This window comes from Pantoea agglomerans NBRC 102470, from assembly GCF_001598475.1.
Classification (GTDB): Bacteria; Pseudomonadota; Gammaproteobacteria; order Enterobacterales; family Enterobacteriaceae; genus Pantoea; species Pantoea agglomerans.
The window spans coordinates 98,316-117,005 of sequence record NZ_BCZA01000001.1 but is presented as its reverse complement, the minus strand read 5'-3'; the positions used below and the strand labels follow the sequence as shown (position 1 = coordinate 117,005).

The window sequence follows — 18,690 nt, the reverse complement described above, 5'->3', positions numbered from 1 at the left end:
GGGTTTTTGCTTTTACTGCCCGCCAGGTTTGATAAACTGCGCCGTCATTTACTAAGAGGATGTCACGTGAATTTTAACGGTAACGAAATCGTCGTCGATGCCGAAGGCTATCTGAAGCATCCCGGCGACTGGAGTGAAGCATTGGCTGTCCACATAGCCGATCAGGAAGGCCTGACCCTGACCGAAGCACACTGGGAAGTGGTCCATTTTGTGCGCGCCTTTTATCTGGAATATAACACCTCACCCGCCGTGCGAATGCTGGTGAAGGCGATGGCGCAGAAATATGGCGAAGAGAAAGGCAATAGCCGCTATCTGTTCCGCCTGTTCCCTGAAGGGCCGGCTAAACAGGCGACGAAAATCGCCGGCCTGCCTAAACCGGCGAAATGTCTGTAATTAACCGGTCGTAAAATCGCGGGGTGGCTCTGCGGGCTGGTGCGGCTCTACCAGCACCTTTTCAACGCGCGCGCTGCGTGGCCCGCCCGCTTTAAGCCAGGCGATCAGCGCATCGACCTGCTCCGCCTCACCCCAGGCCAGCACCTCGACACTGCCGTCATCCAGATTTCGCGCATAGCCCAGTACGCCCAGCGTCCTGGCTTCTGCCTGAGTACTGTAACGAAACCCGACGCCCTGGACGCGGCCATGAACCCATGCTTTAAAACAGGCTGCTGACATTATTCTCTCCTGCTGCTGTTCGTTGCAATTTCCCGTTATCCACCGGACAATGGCGCCTCATTTTTTCAGGTAAGCATAGCAAACTATGACAGTCAGATTGATTCTCGCAAAGGGACGTGAAAAGTCCCTGCTCCGTCGCCATCCATGGGTCTTTTCAGGTGCCGTTGCGCGTCTGGAAGGTAAAGCGCAACTGGGTGAAACCATTGACGTTTGTGACAGCAACGGTAAATGGCTGGCTCGCGCCGCTTATTCACCCGAGTCGCAGATCCGCGCCCGCGTCTGGAGCTGGCAGGCCGATGAATCCATCGATATCGCCTTCTTTGTCCGCCGGTTTGAACAGGCGCAGCAGTGGCGCGAATGGCTGGCGGCCCGCGATGGTCTGGACAGCTATCGCCTGATCGCCGGTGAATCTGATGGTTTACCGGGCGTTACCATCGACCGCTTTGGCAACTTTTTAGTGATGCAACTGCTCTCGGCAGGCGCAGAATATCAGCGTGCAGCGATCATCACCGCCCTGCAGCACTGTTTCCCTGGCTGCGCCATCTATGACCGTTCGGACGTCGCCGTTCGTAAGAAAGAGGGTCTGGCGCTGACGCAGGGCACCGTTACCGGTGAACTGCCGCCGCCGCTGCTGCCGATTACCGAACATGGCATGAAGCTGCTGGTGGATATCCAGGGCGGTCACAAAACCGGCTATTACCTTGATCAGCGTGACAGCCGTCTCGCCACGCGTCGTTACGCACAGGATGCCCGCGTCCTTAACTGCTTCTCTTACACCGGTGGATTCGCGGTTTCGGCGCTGATGGGTGGCTGTAAAGAAGTGATCAGCGTGGATACCTCCCAGGAGGCGCTGGACGTTGCCCGTCAGAACGTTGAACTCAATGAGCTGGATCTCTCCCGCGCGCAATTTGAGCGTGATGATGTTTTCAAACTGCTGCGCCGTTATCGTGACAGTGGCGAGAAATTTGATCTGATCATTATGGATCCGCCAAAGTTCGTCGAAAACAAAAGCCAGTTGATGGGCGCCTGTCGCGGCTATAAAGACATTAATATGCTCGCCATTCAGTTACTGAATCCGGGCGGCGTATTAATGACCTTCTCCTGCTCCGGTCTGATGGCCACCGATCTGTTCCAGAAGATCATCGCCGATGCCGCGCTGGATGCGGGCCGTGAAGTGCAGTTTATTGAGCAGTTCCGCCAGGCCGCAGATCATCCGGTGATCGCCAGCTATCCGGAAGGTCTCTACCTGAAAGGTTTCGCCTGCCGCGTCATGTGACTTGAAAAAACGGCTCCTGCCCCCATATTGGTAAGAGAGCTTTTTTTTCGGAGGTCACAATGATTGCCAGTAAATTTGGTATTGGTCAGCAGGTTCGTCATCGTTTGTCCGGCGTACTGGGCGTTATCGTCGATGTCGATCCTGAATACTCGTTAGATGAGCCTAAAATTGAAGATGTTGGCGCGGAAGAGAAAATGCGTACCGCGCCCTGGTATCATGTGGTGATGGAAGATGAGGAAGGCGATCAGGTACATACCTATGTTGCTGAGATTCAGCTTTCCGGCGAAACCAGCATTGAACACCCTGAGCAGCCTTCAATGGATGAGCTGGCAGCATCGGTACGTCAGCAATTACAGGCACCTCATCTGCGACATTAATCCGTGGCGGCACGCTCTGCCGCCACACTCATCATTTCTGACGCGTTATTCCCAGACGCGGAATTTCAATCTTCGGGCAGCGATCCATAATCACCGTCATGCCCGCATCCTGTGCCAGTACCGCCGCCTGCTCATTAATCACGCCCAGCTGCAGCCATAATGTTTTTGCCCCAACGGCAATAGCCTCCTGGGCCACGCCCCACGCGGCTTCAGAATTGCGAAAGACATCCACCATATCAATCTTGCCCGGTACATCCGCCAGGCTGGCATACCCCTGCTGCCCCAGCAGCGTTTTCCCTGCCAGTTTCGGGCTGACCGGGATCACCTCATATCCCTGGTCGAGCAGATATTTCATCACACCGTAACTGGGACGTTCGGGGCGATCGCTTGCTCCGACTAAGGCGATACGTTGGGTGCGCGTCAGCACCTCACGAATTGTCTGATCGTTCATGTTTATCTCCTTTCAGGCCAGTGTTGAGTGTAGATTGGCGTGCCCTTTAGCGGGTAAGTCCTCAGCAAAATTAATTGAACCCGCGCACGAATAAATATGTTTAAATGTAAATTAACTGCCATAATGTAAGAATTTGCTACACACCATCCTTTGTGTCTTCAGTTACCGGAGTTGAAATGAAGCTGTCGCTGGCTGTAACGGGGTTAATTACCCTCCTCGTTTCGGCGTCCTGTTCTGCCATCACATTAAAGCTCGATCCTCAGATCGATTTGCTGGTGCTGGATGGTCGAAAAATTTCAGGCTCCCTTCTCAAAGGTGCAGACAGCCTGGAGCTGGACCGCGGTCAGCATCAGTTTCTGTTTCGGGTAGAGCAGCAGCGCAAAGGTCAGAATGAGAACGTCATCGCTTATCAGTCGGTACCGATGATTGTCACGTTCACCGCGGTTGCCAAAACCATTACCATTCGGTTGCCTGCGCTGGAGACAAAACGCGAGCGTTATCATTTTGACCGCAGCCTGAACTTTCAGCTGGTGGATGAAAAAGGTACGGAGATTACCAGCGTGCGCGACCACCTGCCGGTCACCACATCCGCAGATATGGAAAAAGCGATGCTGAATTATAATCGCACCCGCCAGATTGCCTCTGTGCCGCGGTTTGCAAATACCCCTTCTGCAACGCCCTCTTCCGTCCGGCTTACCGCCGATCTGGACTGGACTACTCAGGCCGAACTGCCCTCGCTGCACCGCTGGTTTCACCGCTTCGATGAAGCCACGCGTCAGCAGCTTCTGACGCTGGTCAAAATGCTACGTACAAGTTGATAGAGTCGAAAGGCCAGAGGTACACTCATGCTCTCTCTTCTTGCGCATGAGCCTTACCAGGACGCCTTTATGGAACAGACTGTTCGTACCCTCGGCACCACAAAACATATCGCGCTGGTCGCCCACGACCACTGCAAAGCCGCCCTGCTTGACTGGGTGAAACAAAACCAGCCCGCGCTGGAATCGCACATCCTCTATGCCACCGGCACTACCGGGAATCTGATCAATCGCGATACGGGTCTGAATGTGACAGCCATGCTGAGCGGCCCGATGGGCGGCGATCAGCAGGTGGGTGCGCTGATTTCGGAAGGGAAGATCGATGCACTGATTTTTTTCTGGGATCCCCTCAACGCAGTGCCGCACGATCCGGATGTCAAAGCACTGCTGCGTCTGGCTACCGTATGGAATATCCCGGTAGCCACTAACCGTTCCACGGCTGACTTTATCATTCAGTCGCCACTGTTTGCGCAAAGTGTAGAGATTATGATCCCCGACTATCAGCGCTATCTGGCCGATCGTCTGAAGTAACTCAGGCTTTACGCAGCACCGGCACACCCAACTCGCGGAAGTGATCGACAAACGGTGACGGCGCTGCCTTATCGAACATCAGAAAAACCTGCTGACGCGCGCGCGTCAGTGCCACATAGGCCAGACGGCGCTCTTCTGCATCAGGGAACGCTTCTGGCTGCGGTAATAAGCCCTGTTCAATGATCGATTCGCGCGCCTCTGCCGGGAAGCCCTCTTTACCCTGCTGTAATCCCAGAAGAATAACGTAATCCGCCTGCTGACCTTTGCTGGCATGAATCGTCATAAATTCCAGATTGAGCTTTGGCCAGCGGGTTCTGGCTTTATCCAGTAAATCCGGTCGCAGATAGTGATAACGCGCCAGCAGCAGAATTCGCTCATCAGGCTTCGCGTAACCGCTGAGTTTGTTCAGCAAGGCTTCCAGCTGATCCTGCGCCAGCAGCGAAATCGACTTTTTATTGCCTTTGGTAATGCTGTTCAGCGGTTTTGCCAACTGCTGCGGATTCTGTTGTATAAACCGGTTGGCAATGTCGCCGATGCGATCGTTGAAACGGTAGGTTGTGTCCAGTAAGCAGCGGTCTCCCTCACCAAAATAGTGATGGAATGCCGTCGTCAGCGTCATCTCCGCCCCACTAAAGCGGTAGATAGCCTGCCAGTCATCACCAACAGCAAACAGTGCAGTACGCTTATTCTGCTGGCGTAATGCGCTCAGCAACGCGGCACGCTGAGGCGAGATATCCTGGAATTCATCCACCAGAATGTGTTTCCACGGACTGATAAACCGTCCTTTTTCCAGAATGGCAATCGCCTGGTGAATCAGGCCCGAAAAATCGACCGCGCCCTCCTCTTTTAATGCGCTCTTCCACGCTTTCAGCAACGGTGCCATCAGTTTGATGCGCTTACTGAAGAGATCGCGGATCTCTTCGGGCACGTCGGCGATCATCGCTGCCTGCGCACCGCCATGCATGCGCATCAGACCGAGCCAGCGCTCCAGCCGTGACGCCAGCCGGTTTGCCAGCCGGTCGTCCTCCCAGAATGGCCCCTCGGGTAACTCCCACTCCAGTTCATCACGCAGCCACTGACGCCAGCCGTTTGACTGCGCCTTCTTCTCATGGCACTGCTGCCGCCACTGCTGGATCAGCAGCGTGCGACGCGCATCGGCATCACTCTCAAGTTTGCTGATAACCGGCTGCTTATTACTGCCTTCACGAATAATATGCAGCGCCAGAGAATGGAAGGTCCGCGCCTGGATGTCAGCGGCGGAGAGCCGCGACTGGATACGTGCGTTCATCTCTTCAGCCGCCTGGCGGCCAAATGCCAGTAACAGGATTTGATCGGCGCTGGCCAGCTTGCGCTGCATTAACCAGCCTGCACGAGCCACCAGCACCGAGGTTTTACCGCTGCCCGCACCTGCCAGTACCAGCAGAGAATTCTCGCCATTAACCACCGCCTCACATTGCGACTGATTGAGTGGCGTGCTCTCGACGCTGGCAAAGAAATCCTGATAGCGGTTGAGCATGGCGGCCGTCCAGTCACGGTTTCGCTGCCGCAACGCCGTGTCGCCCTGCTCCAGCCAGCGCTGACAGAATTGCCAGTTATCCCGGCAGTCAGCAAAATCTTTTAAGCGGGAGAGCGGCATCGGCAATGCATCGAACTGTTTGAGGATGTTGGTTTTCAGCGCCTGCAACTCGTGGCGGTTCAGCCAGCGATCCTGCGCGCCAAACGCCTCGATTTCGTCGCGTAGCGTCTGCAGCACCTCGCGGCACACTGCGCTCATCTCCAGACTCCAGCTCTGCCAGGCCTGCAGCAGATAGTGGTGAAAGCGCTGCGTTTCCTGCCATTCCGTGCCATGCAGGCGGACCACTTTTTCATCGGCCAGCAAAAACTCCAGCTCGCCCCACACCAGCCCGCGCTTGCAGGCGATATCCAGTAACTGGTTAAAGGGGATCAGATACTCATGCTTATCGCCGCTGACTTCGACGCCTGCCGCCATCAAACGGACACGATTATAAGGATGCTGGGCAAGCCGTTTGCCCATCGAGGTTGCTTTCAGTTCCACGCCGACACCAACGTCAGAGAATAGGATTAGGGGGAGTTTACCTGTCAGACCCTTAGCGCTCCAGCCTTAAAACAGGCTAAACTTGGCGTCACATCTTGCGGAATGCAAAAGGAAAAGAAGATCATGCGCACCGTTTTAAATATTCTTAATTTTGTTCTGGGCGGTTTTTTCACCACCCTGAGCTGGCTGTTTGCCACGTTAATCAGCATCGTGCTGATTTTTACCCTGCCGCTGACCCGCTCCTGCTGGGAAATCACCAAACTCTCGTTGCTGCCATTTGGCAACGAGGCGGTGCATGTTGATGTGCTGCGTCCGGAAAGTAAGAGTCATATTCTGAATACCGGCGGCACCTTTCTGAATATCTTCTGGCTGATTTTCTTTGGCTGGTGGCTCTGCCTTTCGCACATCTCCGTGGGGATTGTGCAGTGCATCAGTATCATCGGTATTCCGGTAGGGATTGCGAACTTTAAGATCGCCGCTATCGCGCTCTGGCCGGTTGGCCGCAGGGTGGTATCAGTGGAAGAGGCGCGCGCCGCGCGCGAAGCCAATGCCCGCCGCTATTAATATGATGTCGGATGCCGTGCCAGGCTGGCGCAAATATCTGTTTAACAGTACGTGGCGCTATCTGCTGCGGATCCTGTTTGCACTGAGTGGCTGCGCCGCCATTCCCTGGTGGCTGCATCAGATTGAGTGGACGATCCCTCTGACGCTGGGAGTGGTCGCTGCTGCGCTGGCCGATCTCGATGATCGCCTGGCCGGTCGCCTGAAGAATCTGCTGATTACCCTGCTCTGCTTCTGCATCGCCTCGGTTTCAGTCGAGTTACTGTTTCCCTATCCATTCGCCTTTATTATCGGGCTGGCAATCTCGACTTGGGGCTTTATTCTGCTGGGCGCCCTTGGCCAGCGCTACGCGACTATCGCCTTTGGTGCTCTGCTGATTGCGGTCTATACCATGCTCGGCATCGGACTGTTCAGCCAGTGGTATATGCAGCCGATGCTGCTGCTGGTCGGAGCGCTGTGGTACAACCTGCTGACATTACTGGGCCATCTGATGTTTCCGGTCCGGCCGGTGCAGGAGCAACTGGCCGGGAGTTTTTCACAACTGGCGCGTTACCTTGATGCCAAAGCGAACCTTTTCGATCCCGACGCGGGCGATCAGGATGATGCCGCGTTTATCGATGCGGCGATGGTCAACAGCCAGTTAGTGGCGCAACTTAATCTGACCAAGACCACACTGCAGAGTCGTCTGCGCGGCGATCGCGGGTCGCGCGGCACCCGCCGTAGTCTGCACTACTACTTTGTGGCGCAGGATATCCATGAACGGGCCAGCTCTTCCCATCTGCAATATCATCTGCTGCGCGGCGACTGGCGCTACAACGAAATTCTGTTTCGCTTTCAGCGCCTGCTGAATATGCAGGCTCAGGCCTGTCGCCAGCTGGCACATTGCATTCTGATGCGTCAAAGGTGGGTGCATGACAGCCGTTTTGAGCGTGCATTTGAACGATTACAGAAAGCGATAGAACGTCTGGAGCAGCATGATCCCGACGCTACGCATACCCGTGCTCTTTTCTGGCTGCTGCGCAACCTGCGCGCCATCGATGCACAGCTTGCTTCGATCGAATCAGAACAGACGCTGGCCGGTGAAGATCCTCAGCACAGTGACAATCTGCTGTCACGCGAAGGATTGAGTGGCTGGAGTGATATCCGGCTGCGCTTCAGCCGCCACCTCTCTCCCGCATCGGCGCTGTTCCGGCATGCGGTTCGCATGTCTGTGGTGCTCTGTATTGGATATGGTTTTATTCAGGTAACCGGGCTGGAGCGGGGATACTGGATTTTGCTGACCAGCCTGTTTGTCTGCCAGCCCAACTACAATGCAACGCAGCGACGACTGGCCTTGCGCATCGGCGGAACGCTGGCGGGGATTGCGATTGGTCTGCCCGTTTTATGGCTGGTGCCCTCTATTGAAGGTCAGTTAATCCTGATAGTAATCACGGGCGTACTGTTCTTCGCTTTCAGGCAGGTGCAGTATGCACAGGCCACGCTGTTTATCACTCTGCTGGTGCTGCTCTGCTTTAACCTGCTGGGTGAAGGGTTTGAAGTTGCCCTGCCGCGGGTAGTGGATACCCTACTGGGCTGTGGACTGGCCTGGCTGGCTGTCGCGTTTATCTGGCCAGACTGGCGCTTTCGTCAGTTACCTGCCGTGGCAGAACGAACGCTGAAAGCGAATTGCCGCTATCTGGACGCGATCATGGAGCAATATCATCAGGGCAAAGATAACCGTCTCGCCTATCGCATTGCACGGCGAGATGCGCATAACGCGGATGCTGAACTGGCGTCGGTGGTCTCAAACATGAGCAGTGAAAGTCGCACCAGCCAGAAGCTGCGCGATTCGGCTTTTCAGCTGCTTTGCTCCAACCATTCGTTTCTGAGTTACATTTCTGCGCTGGGTGCTCACCGCGATAAAATTACCGCACCCGAACTGCTGACATTGCTGGATGATACGGTTTGCTATGTGGAGGATGTGCTGCAGACGGAAGTTGTCAGCGATGAGCACGTAGAAACGATGCGCCATCAACTGGCTCAGCGAATCAGCCAGCTGGCCGCAGATGCGGATACGCGTGCGCCGCTGGTGCTCCAGCAACTCGGTCTGCTGGTGGCATTAATGCCCGATGTGGCTCGCCTGCGCCGCACGCTAATCACTGATTAGCCTTCGCCGCTTCTGAGATTGGGGTTTGATAAAAGCGTGCGCTGGAACCACGCATTCAGCTCCGCCCGTGTCGCCTGCGGCAGCGCGGCGGCATGGTGGCCCGTGATGGCCCCCTGCAGCGCAAGTAACGTCTGGAACCCAACGTGCTGGTTGATCGCTTTAAGCTTCAGCCAGCACTGTTTAGCCCCCATCTGGTAGAGATGATTGACGCTCATGACGCCCGCCTCGTACAGCATCATCTCCATACGTACGCTGAGATTTGGCAGATCTTTTAACCGCGGTGAGGATTGTCGGTCCTGCAACTCCAGCTGCGCCGTTTCTAAAGAGGCAGCAGAGAGCGCCAGCAGATGGTCAGGGTCGCGCCACAACGCCTCATCGACCCGAAAGTAATTGAGACTCACCAGCTTGCCCCGCTTGCGAAAAATCAGGGGTTGCAGCGGACGATCTGTAAGGTATTCCCGCAAAGGTTCACTGGCACGCAGATAGAGTTCGTCTTTATTAATTAAGGCAAAAACCACACTTTCTACAGCCAGGGCATAGCCTCCGAACTGGGTGCGCGACTCTATTGTTCCTAATGGGGCCAGGCGCGCTCTGGAGCGCTCTACAACCGGATTCACCTTTTTCATTGCACCACCTCCATGTAAGAAATATATCGTAAATTACCTTGGGTATCAGGTAATTAGAAGATAAAAAAAAGCGTCAACGGGTTCAATGAATAAATAGCGTTTCAACTAATCTTGTCGCGATTTTGCGAGGCGTTTTCAGAAATTTGGGTTGATCTTTATCCAGGATGACAGTACTGTATATTCATACAGTCCACTGCTGGTGATTAACTTATGCGAACACAACATCCTAATAATTCACGCTATGCTCATCATTATGCGTCCTCTTCCGTTCCGGCCTCTCAGGGCGGTGGAATTACTGAGTTACGCTACAGCGAACAGCCCGGTATGATGCAGATGTTGCTGTTGCCTTTATTGCAGCAGCTGAGTCAGCAATCACGCTGGCAGTTGTGGTTAACACCGGCATATAAACTGAATCGCACCTGGCTGCAGGAATCAGGATTACCACTGGATAAAAGTATGCATATCGCCGATTCTGAACGTCTGAATGCGGTTGAAGCGATGGTTAAAGCATTGCGTACAGGAAATTACAGTGTCGTTCTGGCATGGATTCCTTACGATCTTGACGAAGATGAACGACGTCAACTTGAAAATGCGGCGGCAGAGGGTGAAGCGTTAGGATTGATTTTGCGTGCAAGCGGGACATCAGAAGCGCCTCTCAGACCGCAAACTGCGATAAAAATTCAGTCGGATTTGTTTCATTAAGTAAAAATCAGAAGTTTCCCAAGCTATTTTTCTTATCTGTCGCAGCTAAACCACTGATTCTGTTAGTTCGAGCGTTGACAATGGTTTAGCAAGTTTTTAGGGCTTTTTGCCGCGGCAATAAGACCAGCCTAATTGTTAGAAATTGTGTATAAATCGCTGTTTTTTTACATAAGCGCCTCACATCATACTTGTAAGTTTCCAATCTCGTTGTAGACTTTAGCTCGCCAGGGTGCTCAATAACCTCCGTTTTTTGCGGTAGAGTCATAAGCGAGCGTTTTGACCCGGCGAAGGATTTAAACCAAGAGCAACCTTTTTGCTCATTGCCTATTTGGATGATAACGAGGCGCAAAATGAAAAAGACAGCTATCGCAATTGCAGTGGCACTGGCTGGCTTCGCTACCGTAGCGCAGGCCGCTCCGAAAGATGACACCTGGTACACCGGTGCTAAACTGGGCTGGTCTCAGTATCACGACACTGGTTACTACGGTAACGGTTACGAAAACAATGACGGTCCAACTCATGAAAGCCAGCTGGGTGCAGGTGCATTCGTTGGTTACCAGGCAAATCCATACCTGGGCTTCGAGCTGGGCTATGACTGGCTGGGTCGCATGCCTAACAAAGGCAACGTGACTAACGGCGCATTCAAAGCACAGGGCGTTCAGCTGGCTGCTAAACTGAGCTACCCAATCTATGACGATCTGGACGTGTATACTCGTCTGGGCGGCATGGTATGGCGTGCAGACTCAACGCAGACTAACCCAACTACTGGCCGCATCAGCGACCACGACACCGGCGTATCTCCGCTGGCTGCTGTTGGTGTTGAATATGCGCTGACCAAAAACTGGGCTACCCGTCTGGATTACCAGTGGGTTAACAACATCGGTGATGCACAGACCGTTGGTACTCGTCCAGACAACGGCATGCTGAGCGTAGGCGTTTCATACCGCTTCGGTCAGGATGACGTCGCTGCTCCGGCGCCAGCTCCGGCTCCAGCACCAGCTCCAGTTGTTGAAACCAAGCGTTTCACTCTGAAGTCTGACGTTCTGTTCACCTTCAACAAATCTACCCTGAAGCCAGAAGGCCAGCAGGCTCTGGATCAGCTGTACAGCCAGCTGAGCTCAATGGATCCTAAAGATGGTTCCGTTGTCGTACTGGGCTTCACCGATCGCATCGGTTCAGAGCAGTACAACCAGAAACTGTCTGAGAAACGTGCTCAGTCAGTCGTAGATTACCTGGTATCTAAAGGTATTCCTTCTAACAAGATCTCTGCACGTGGCATGGGTGAATCTAACCCAGTTACCGGCAACACCTGTGACAGCGTGAAAGGCCGTAATGCCCTGATCGACTGCCTGGCGCCGGACCGTCGTGTAGAAATCGACGTTAAAGGTATCAAAGACGTTGTAACTCAGCCACAGGCTTAAGTTTATACGTAATAAAAAACCCCGCTAAGGCGGGGTTTTTTTATGCCGGTAATAAAACCGGACTGAGAGATGAAGGCTCTGATTGCCCTGCCCGTTTATTCGCTCTCTGAACCGGAGTTACCCAGAATCGCCTGCAAATCCTGCTTCAGGCTCGACATCTGAGTGGCATATTTCTCTTTACGTTCTGCATCTTCTATCAGCTGAACAATCGTTTCAGAGAGCGTGCAGCCGCGCCGCTGTGCCAGACCTGCCAGTCGCTGCCAGACCAGATACTCCAGGTCTATCGATTTTTTTCGCGTATGCTGATGTTCAGCGTTGAAATGGCGTTTCCGTCGGGCACGGATGGTTTGCTTCAGTCGGTTATCCAGATCAGCGTGAATATGTTCTGCGATCCATTCATTCACTGTAACCGGATTATTTTCCATTGCCAGCAGCTTATCCACTGCTGCCTGCGCCGCGCTTAATTCAAGGTGACGCGTGATCAGTTCACCTTCCCGATGTTTTTTCACCAGGTATTTCCACTTCCATCCACATTCAAGATTTTCGAGTTGCTGGTATTTCATCGGAATCTCATCGTGATCACGTAACGAACTAAGAATAACAGCTTTTTTCCCGGATGCAGCAACGAAAAACATGCTGTCACCATCACATCTTCAACAGGAAGTCTGCAGTGCTTAACAAGGGTGAATCCTGTATAATCTCGCTTTTCTTAAAACAGACAAATGCGATTATTTTGACCAGCACTCAACTTACGTGGCAGACTTTACAGCCAGATAGCGCGCAATACCAATCCGTTTTCTCCCGAATTGCTGATGAAGAAACTGATGCTCTGGCAACGGTACAGCCCCGGTTGCTGAATGCACTGGCGCACTTACACCATCAGACGCAGGGGTTCCCGTTACTGCTGGTTCGTAGCCAGGAGAATCGCGATTATCTGACATTCATTGCCCAGGCCGCAGAGCGGGTCATGGCCGACAGTACCACTCTATTCGGCGGTGATTACCATATCATGGCCGACAACGTCACGCTCCAGCCCCCCACCGATCCTCAACGCCCGTTCACCAGTCAGGGTGGTATTCACTTTGCTGAATGGATTGAGATGGAGCAGTTGTTTGGCTGCGTGCGCCAGTATAAAGATCGCATCCAGCTGGAACCGGGCCTGATCCATCGTGCTAATGGCGGCACGCTGCTGCTTTCCCTGCGTAGCCTGATGACGCAGCCGATTCTCTGGTTGCGCCTGAAAAAGTGTATTGAGCAGGGCTATGTTGAGTGGACATCTCAGGATGAACGCCGACCGCTGCCAGTCTCGATTCCTCCCTTGCCCCTCAATCTGAAACTGGTCCTGTGTGGCGATCGGGAAGCGCTGGCAGAATTTCAGGAGCTGGATCCCGAAGCTCACGAAATGGCCATCTATACTGAATTTGAAGAGAATATTCAGATTCTGGATGAAGATGACATGCTTGCCTGGTGTCGCTGGAACATCGAACTGGCGCAACAGGCGGGTCTGCCCCAGCCGGAAGCGGACTTCTGGCCAGAACTGATTAAAGAAGGCGTCCGCTACAGCGGCGATCAGGAAACGCTGCCACTCTGCCCCCGCTGGCTACAACGCCAGATGCGCGAATCGGCCCTGATGGGCGATGAACTGAACGCTGAAGCGCTGCGTGATGCGCTGGAAGCGCGTTTGTGGCGCGAGAATTATCTTAATGAGCGGATGCGTGACGAGATCCTGCTGCGACAGATTCTGATTGAAACCGAAGGCGAAGTGGTTGGTCAGATTAATGGCCTGTCGGTCGTTGAATATCCTGGCCATCCCCGTGCCTGGGGCGATCCATCGCGTATTACCTGCGTGGTACATCCCGGCGATGGCGAATTCATGGATATCGAGCGTAAAGCGGAGCTGGGCGGTAATATTCATGCCAAAGGCATGATGATTATGCAGGCTTACCTGATTGCCGAGCTGGAACTCGATCAGCAACTGCCCTTCTCGGCCTCAATGGTCTTTGAGCAATCTTACTCCGAGGTGGATGGTGATAGCGCTTCGCTGGCTGAACTCTGTGCCTTAATCAGCGCGCTGGCTAATCAGCCCATCAATCAGCAAATTGCGGTGACCGGCTCGGTTGATCAGTTCGGCAACGTACAACCGGTGGGCGGACTGAACGAGAAAATCGAAGGCTTCTTTGATATCTGCCATCAGCGAGAACTGACAGGTCAGCAGGGTGTGATTATTCCCGCCAGCAATGTCCGTCATCTCAGCCTCAGCCAGGCGGTTGTCAGTGCGGTTGAACAGGGTCATTTCCATATCTGGGCAATTGACCGTGCCGATGAAGCGCTACCGCTGCTGACCGGTAAAATCTGGAGTACCGAGGATGGCCTGGGCGATTGCCTGCTGAATACCATCCAGGAACGCATTAGCCTGTTCAACCAGCCGGACGGTCCGCAACGTCCCTGGGCGCTGCGCTGGCTTAACTGGTTCAACCACCGTTAATCCGATTTGCTCAGCGTACAACTGTTCGCTAATATTCGTGATTCACTAAAACAAGGCTTATTGAAAACATGGTAGATAAACGCGAATCCTATACCAAAGAAGATCTGATTCTGTCAGGTCGTGGTGAACTGTTTGGCGAAAATGGTCCGCCGCTTCCATCCGGCAACATGCTGATGATGGACCGCGTGGTCAAAATGACCGAAGACGGCGGCAAATATGACAAAGGCTTTGTTGAAGCGGAGCTGGATATCAATCCTGATCTCTGGTTCTTCGGCTGTCACTTTATTGGCGATCCGGTGATGCCGGGTTGTCTGGGCCTTGATGCCATGTGGCAGCTGGTTGGTTTCTATCTGGGCTGGCTGGGTGGCGAAGGTAAAGGTCGTGCGCTGGGCGTGGGTGAAGTGAAATTCACCGGTCAGGTCCTGCCAGATGCGAAGAAAGTGACTTACCGCATTCACTTCAAACGCGTTATTAACCGCAAACTGGTTATGGGCGTGGCAGATGGTGAAGTGCTGGTTGACGGTAATCTGATCTATACCGCCAGCGATCTTAAAGTCGGCCTGTTTAAAGATACCGCCGCTTTCTAAGCGTTTCCCCCCGAAACAAAAACCTCCGCGCATGGCGGAGGTTATATTCCCTTTTCAGTGACATCCGGTTATGCAGCTACCGACCTGTCCTCCATGGCTTGTCGCCAACCTCCCAACCAGTGAGACTTAGCGTCAATCAACTGATACGGACACATCTCTTTTGAGCGTCCAGTAATACCTGCCTGATAACCACGTGAATGGGCGCGTTCGAGGCGGTCTCGTTTCTGTCTCTTCATACTCCGTGTCCCTCATGTAAGGTCTGTGGAATCTGGTGGAAAGAAAAGTGGTGAATTAATGTTCAACCACCCTTATGTTCTACCTCCTGCGCACCCAAAGATCAATGCCCAATCTTCATGCCAGTGTCATAAATGTGACCTTAATCGGTAAAAATAATGACGTTCTGTGATGCATGCGACAACACTATCTTTCTGATTAAGCTAATAAAAAAGCCCCTCACCCATGTCGAAAAAGCACGACAATCGGTCAGGGGCTTAGCTTATTTATTCACATCAATCTTAATTTAACGCAACCACACTATTAGCAATCTTCTGTGCTGTCTGTTGCCAGCCCGCCGCCAGCGTTCTGACCATCGCATCGTAGCCATCTTCGGTCTGCGGCAGTACCAGGTTAAACGCCTGTTTGGTCAGCCGGCCCTGATGTTCCAGCGTCCATTCGCCACTGACGACTGCTTTGCCATCATAGCGTCCCTGAAAGCCTGTCACGGTCACATTCAGCGTATCGTGCTGCGCGCCTAAAGGTGAACCGGCTACCAGCCGGCCTGGCAGCGCCTTGCTCAGGTTAGTGATCAATGTCTGCTGCAACTGCTGATCGAGCGGGCTGGCCCAGAGATTATTCGCGGCGATAACGTATTTGACATCGCTGGTCTGATAAACCAGTCCGTTGCCTGCCAGATAGTCCGGCACCGTCACCTGCTGCACCCATAACATCGGTTGCGCTTCATTCAGCTGGCTGCTGCTGACCTGCATGGAAGCCGCCCCGGAGGGCAGCTGATACCAGGTATTGTCAACGCTGCTACTGCACGCACTCAACACCAGCGCGGCACAAAGTATCAATCCTTTATTCACTGTTTCGCCCTCTTCGGCTGGGGATCCTGTCCCGGTTTTGCCTCAAATACCAGCGCATTGCTCTTGGTGTTAAGCGTTCTTAACACCGGCTGGAGTTCACGCAGAACCTTATCCAGGCGCTGCATATCCCCCACCAGCTTGCTGTAGGCTGGTGAACCTGGCTGCAGGCCTTTCATGCTGCGGTTCAGCTCGCGCAATGTCTGCTGCAGGTCTTCCGGCAGGGTTTTCATAGCCGGACTGGCGGTGACTTTGTTGATGTTGTCGATGGTGCGCTGCAGATCACGCATCGTTTTCTGGCTCTCTTTCAGCGTGCCTGTCGCTTCATTGACCATACCGTTCAGTGGCAGACTGTTGATCTTATCCAGCGCCGCCATCAGCTTCTGCTGAATCTGACTCAGGCCACCGCTGACCGTTGGGATAACTTCATAGCCAGAGACTTTCTGCGGCCCTTTGTAAGGCGGTGCATTGTCATAGAAGTCGAGATCGACATAGAGCGCCCCCGACAACAGGCTACCGGTTTTCAGCGTCGCACGCAGGCCACGTTTTTTACCATCCTGCAGATGCTGTTGCAGATCGAAGTTCTCACCCAGTCGGCTGATAAAGCGATCCGGCTCAATGCGAATCAGCACCGGCACGCGGTAATCATTGTTCAGCGCCTGGTCCAGACCGGCTTTCATCAATGGCGCTTCTGAGACGGTACCCAGGCGAATGCCGCGGAACTCAACCGGCGCCCCCGCCTGCAGACCACGGATGGAGTCGGTGAAGAACATCAGGTAATCAATATGGTTGGTGTAGAGCGAGTCCTGAATGCTGCGCTGATCGTCAAACAGATGATAGTCAGACTTATTCTGCGCAGGCTGACCCAGCTCCCAGCCATCCGGCACGTCAAAACTGACGCCGCCGCTGAACAGCGTGGTCAGCGATCCCATTTCCACCCGCATTCCTGAAGCGGACATATCCACGGCGATGCCGCTGTCCTTCCAGAAGCGCACGTTGGTTGTAATCAGGCGATCGTAAGGCGCAGCGACGAACAGCTGATAGGTCATCATGCGTTTTTCGGTATCGAAAACACTGGTCTCGACCGTACCGACGCGATAGCCGCGGAACAGGACCGGATCCCCCGGATTGAGCTGACCCGCTTTCTTGCTGTCCAGCACGATGCGAATCCCTTTGGCATCCGGTGGCGCTAACGGCGGCGCATCCAGCAGCTTAAACTGCTCGGGTGCCTGGCTTTTAGTGCCCGGCTGTAATTCGATATAGGCACCGGATAACAGAGTGCCGAGACCGCTGATCCCTTCGCGACCCACCTGCGGTTTCACCACCCAGAAAACGCTGTCGCTGTGCAGCAGTTTTTCCATGCCTGAATTCAGGCGCGCTTTGATTTCCACATGGTGGAGATCGTCGCTTAACACCGCGCTTTCCACCACACCGACATCCACGCTACGGCTTTTAATCGTGGTTTTACCCGCAACAATGCCTTCGGCGTTTTCGGTGATGAGGGTGACTTCCGGCCCCTGATGGCTGAAGTGATAAAAGAGGATCCATCCGCCGATTAACAGCGTAACGATGGGGACAATCCAGACCGGCGACCAGCGCTTAATCTGTTCCACCTTTGCATGGCCGTGATTAGTTTCCGTCAAGGCGCGACTCCTTCATATTGTTTTCGCGTACACGATCCCAGGTTAATCGCGGGTCAAAGGTCATGGCAGCAATCATGGTGATAATCACCACCATTGCAAACAATACTGCCCCCCACGCGGGATAAACATTCATTAATTGCCCCATGCGCACCAGCGCAGAGAGCACGGCAATAACAAACACGTCAATCATTGACCAGCGGCCAACAAATTCGACCACTTCATAAATTTTGTGCATCCTGTGGCTGTCACGCTGTCCGCGTCCGCTGGCATCCCAGCAAAGCCAGCCAATCGCCAGCATTTTCAGCGTAGGCACCATGATACTGGCGATAAAGATCACCAGCGCCACCGGATAGGAGCCATCACCCCACAGCACAATCACCCCCGCCATGATATTGGAGGGATAGGCAGTGCCGAGGGTTTCCGTCACCATAATCGGCAACAGGTTGGCCGGGATATAAAGCAGTATTGAGGTGAACAACAGCGCCAGCGTCCACTGCAGGCTGTGCTTACGCCGTGCCTCAGCCGTGACGCCGCAGCGGGGACACTTATGCTCTGCTTCCGGCAGAATGGCCGTACAGCAGGGACAGGAGCGCAGACCCTGCTCTAAACCACTGATGCCCACTTCGGGCGGATGGGGCAGTGCAGGTCGGGGTGACAGACTGTCCCACAAGCCGCGTCGATCAACGCACTGAAAGGCCCGCAACTGCAGCAGACAGAACAGAACCCACGGCCAGAAGCTGGTCTCCAGGCCGATCTCGCCATAGGCCATCAGCTTGACGAAACTGACCAGCACGCCCGCCATAAAGATTTCTGCCATGCCCCAGTTACGCAGCTGAAACAGAATACGTGCCAGACCAGTTTTGAGTCCAGTCGGCAACGGGACCCGATTGACCAGAAGGATAATGGTGATCATGCAGAAGGCCGGAACCGCCTGCACAAAGAGAAGGAACAGCGTCGCCAGACTGCTGTAATCTTCCGTCACCATCACCTGAGGTATCTGCGCCAGCGTGATCTGGCTGGTCAGCCCTGCCACCTTCATTGAGACAAAAGGAAACAGATTCGCCAGCAGCAGCATAAACAGCGCTGCCAGCGCATAGCCCGTTGGCCGTTTACGCGGTTCGTGCCAGTTGGCCGTCAGGGAGGTGTGGCAGCGCGGGCATGACGCACGGCTGCCAACGGGAATGTCCGGCAGCTTAATCATTAAATCGCATTGTGGACAGAGCATCCACGCGTTACTTTTCACTGCTGAACACATCCGT

At 54.0% G+C, this 18,690-nt stretch carries 20 protein-coding genes; 11 read left to right on the top strand and 9 right to left on the bottom strand.

Features of this window, described 5'->3' with window-relative positions; genetic code table 11:
- The first annotated feature begins 66 nt into the window (after positions 1-66).
- Positions 67-393 carry a TusE/DsrC/DsvC family sulfur relay protein gene (locus PAG01S_RS00500; protein ID WP_062757350.1) on the top strand — a complete coding sequence of 109 codons (327 nt, stop codon included), beginning with the start codon at positions 67-69 and terminating at the stop codon, positions 391-393.
- Here the strand turns inward: PAG01S_RS00500 and yccX are convergent, their stop codons facing one another.
- Positions 394-672 carry an acylphosphatase gene (gene yccX, locus PAG01S_RS00495; protein ID WP_010246647.1) on the bottom strand — a complete coding sequence of 93 codons (279 nt, stop codon included), beginning with the start codon at positions 670-672 and terminating at the stop codon, positions 394-396. It abuts the gene before it with no gap.
- Positions 673-757: 85 nt separating this feature from the next.
- Between yccX and rlmI the strand changes: the two genes are divergently transcribed.
- Together rlmI and hspQ are read left to right on the top strand one after the other, a co-directional pair.
- Entirely contained in the window at positions 758-1,948 is a 1,191-nt protein-coding gene (rlmI, locus tag PAG01S_RS00490; RefSeq protein WP_022625919.1) for a 23S rRNA (cytosine(1962)-C(5))-methyltransferase RlmI, read from the top strand.
- 59 nt (positions 1,949-2,007) lie between these two features.
- On the top strand, positions 2,008-2,325 hold the full coding sequence (hspQ, locus tag PAG01S_RS00485) for a heat shock protein HspQ (RefSeq protein WP_010246651.1): 318 nt from the start codon (positions 2,008-2,010) through the stop codon (positions 2,323-2,325).
- A gap of 31 nt (positions 2,326-2,356) precedes the next feature.
- Here the strand turns inward: hspQ and PAG01S_RS00480 are convergent, their stop codons facing one another.
- The gene (locus tag PAG01S_RS00480; protein ID WP_010669789.1) at positions 2,357-2,776 is read right to left on the bottom strand and encodes a CoA-binding protein; all 420 of its coding nucleotides are present in this window, start codon (positions 2,774-2,776) and stop codon (positions 2,357-2,359) included.
- A 176-nt stretch (positions 2,777-2,952) separates the two neighbouring features.
- Here PAG01S_RS00480 and PAG01S_RS00475 point away from each other — a divergent pair, with 176 nt between their 5' ends.
- Positions 2,953-3,594 (top strand): YccT family protein, encoded by a 642-nt coding sequence (locus PAG01S_RS00475; protein ID WP_010669788.1) that lies wholly within the window; start codon positions 2,953-2,955, stop codon positions 3,592-3,594.
- A 69-nt stretch (positions 3,595-3,663) separates the two neighbouring features.
- Positions 3,664-4,122, top strand: coding sequence for a methylglyoxal synthase (mgsA, locus tag PAG01S_RS00470; RefSeq protein ID WP_010246657.1), 459 nt, complete (start codon positions 3,664-3,666; stop codon positions 4,120-4,122).
- Between the two features lies 1 nt (position 4,123).
- Here mgsA and helD read toward each other — a convergent pair whose 3' ends face one another.
- Positions 4,124-6,178: a DNA helicase IV gene (helD, locus tag PAG01S_RS00465; RefSeq protein WP_062757348.1), complete on the bottom strand. Its 2,055-nt coding sequence runs from the start codon at positions 6,176-6,178 to the stop codon at positions 4,124-4,126.
- A gap of 123 nt (positions 6,179-6,301) precedes the next feature.
- On the opposite strand from helD, the gene PAG01S_RS00460 reads away from it, so the two are divergent.
- Positions 6,302-6,742 carry a YccF domain-containing protein gene (locus PAG01S_RS00460; RefSeq protein ID WP_010669786.1) on the top strand — a complete coding sequence of 147 codons (441 nt, stop codon included), beginning with the start codon at positions 6,302-6,304 and terminating at the stop codon, positions 6,740-6,742.
- On the top strand, positions 6,726-8,885 hold the full coding sequence (yccS, locus tag PAG01S_RS00455) for a YccS family putative transporter (RefSeq protein ID WP_031592830.1): 2,160 nt from the start codon (positions 6,726-6,728) through the stop codon (positions 8,883-8,885). The genes PAG01S_RS00460 and yccS overlap by 17 nt, the downstream gene beginning before the upstream one ends.
- Here the strand turns inward: yccS and PAG01S_RS00450 are convergent.
- A complete protein-coding gene (locus PAG01S_RS00450; protein WP_022625925.1) occupies positions 8,882-9,511 on the bottom strand; it encodes a TfoX/Sxy family DNA transformation protein in 630 nt (209 codons plus the stop codon). The genes yccS and PAG01S_RS00450 overlap by 4 nt on opposite strands.
- Positions 9,512-9,721: 210 nt before the next feature.
- On the opposite strand from PAG01S_RS00450, the gene sulA reads away from it, so the two are divergent.
- Complete coding sequence (gene sulA / locus PAG01S_RS00445; protein ID WP_010255031.1) at positions 9,722-10,213, top strand: SOS-induced cell division inhibitor SulA; 492 nt, start codon at positions 9,722-9,724, stop codon at positions 10,211-10,213.
- 350 nt (positions 10,214-10,563) lie between these two features.
- Entirely contained in the window at positions 10,564-11,634 is a 1,071-nt protein-coding gene (gene ompA / locus PAG01S_RS00440; protein ID WP_010255028.1) for a porin OmpA, read from the top strand.
- A gap of 95 nt (positions 11,635-11,729) precedes the next feature.
- On the opposite strand, the gene matP is transcribed toward ompA, so the two are convergent.
- The gene (matP, locus tag PAG01S_RS00435) at positions 11,730-12,197 is read right to left on the bottom strand and encodes a macrodomain Ter protein MatP (protein ID WP_138919647.1); all 468 of its coding nucleotides are present in this window, start codon (positions 12,195-12,197) and stop codon (positions 11,730-11,732) included.
- Positions 12,198-12,250: 53 nt separating this feature from the next.
- On the opposite strand from matP, the gene PAG01S_RS00430 reads away from it, so the two are divergent.
- Positions 12,251-14,119, top strand: coding sequence for an AAA family ATPase (locus tag PAG01S_RS00430; RefSeq protein ID WP_062757346.1), 1,869 nt, complete (start codon positions 12,251-12,253; stop codon positions 14,117-14,119).
- Between the two features lie 68 nt (positions 14,120-14,187).
- The gene (gene fabA / locus PAG01S_RS00425; RefSeq protein WP_009091047.1) at positions 14,188-14,706 is read left to right on the top strand and encodes a bifunctional 3-hydroxydecanoyl-ACP dehydratase/trans-2-decenoyl-ACP isomerase; all 519 of its coding nucleotides are present in this window, start codon (positions 14,188-14,190) and stop codon (positions 14,704-14,706) included.
- Positions 14,707-14,774: 68 nt separating this feature from the next.
- Here fabA and rmf read toward each other — a convergent pair whose 3' ends face one another.
- The 4 genes from rmf to pqiA all read right to left on the bottom strand — a co-directional run bounded on the left by rmf (position 14,775) and on the right by pqiA (position 18,686).
- On the bottom strand, positions 14,775-14,942 hold the full coding sequence (rmf, locus tag PAG01S_RS21425) for a ribosome modulation factor (RefSeq protein WP_008925875.1): 168 nt from the start codon (positions 14,940-14,942) through the stop codon (positions 14,775-14,777).
- Between the two features lie 279 nt (positions 14,943-15,221).
- A complete protein-coding gene (pqiC, locus tag PAG01S_RS00420; RefSeq protein WP_022625928.1) occupies positions 15,222-15,791 on the bottom strand; it encodes a membrane integrity-associated transporter subunit PqiC in 570 nt (189 codons plus the stop codon).
- A complete protein-coding gene (gene pqiB / locus PAG01S_RS00415; RefSeq protein WP_061704146.1) occupies positions 15,788-17,431 on the bottom strand; it encodes an intermembrane transport protein PqiB in 1,644 nt (547 codons plus the stop codon). The genes pqiC and pqiB overlap by 4 nt, the downstream gene beginning before the upstream one ends.
- A complete protein-coding gene (gene pqiA, locus PAG01S_RS00410; protein WP_010669781.1) occupies positions 17,418-18,686 on the bottom strand; it encodes a membrane integrity-associated transporter subunit PqiA in 1,269 nt (422 codons plus the stop codon). The genes pqiB and pqiA overlap by 14 nt, the downstream gene beginning before the upstream one ends.
- Between the last annotated feature and the right edge of the window lie 4 nt (positions 18,687-18,690).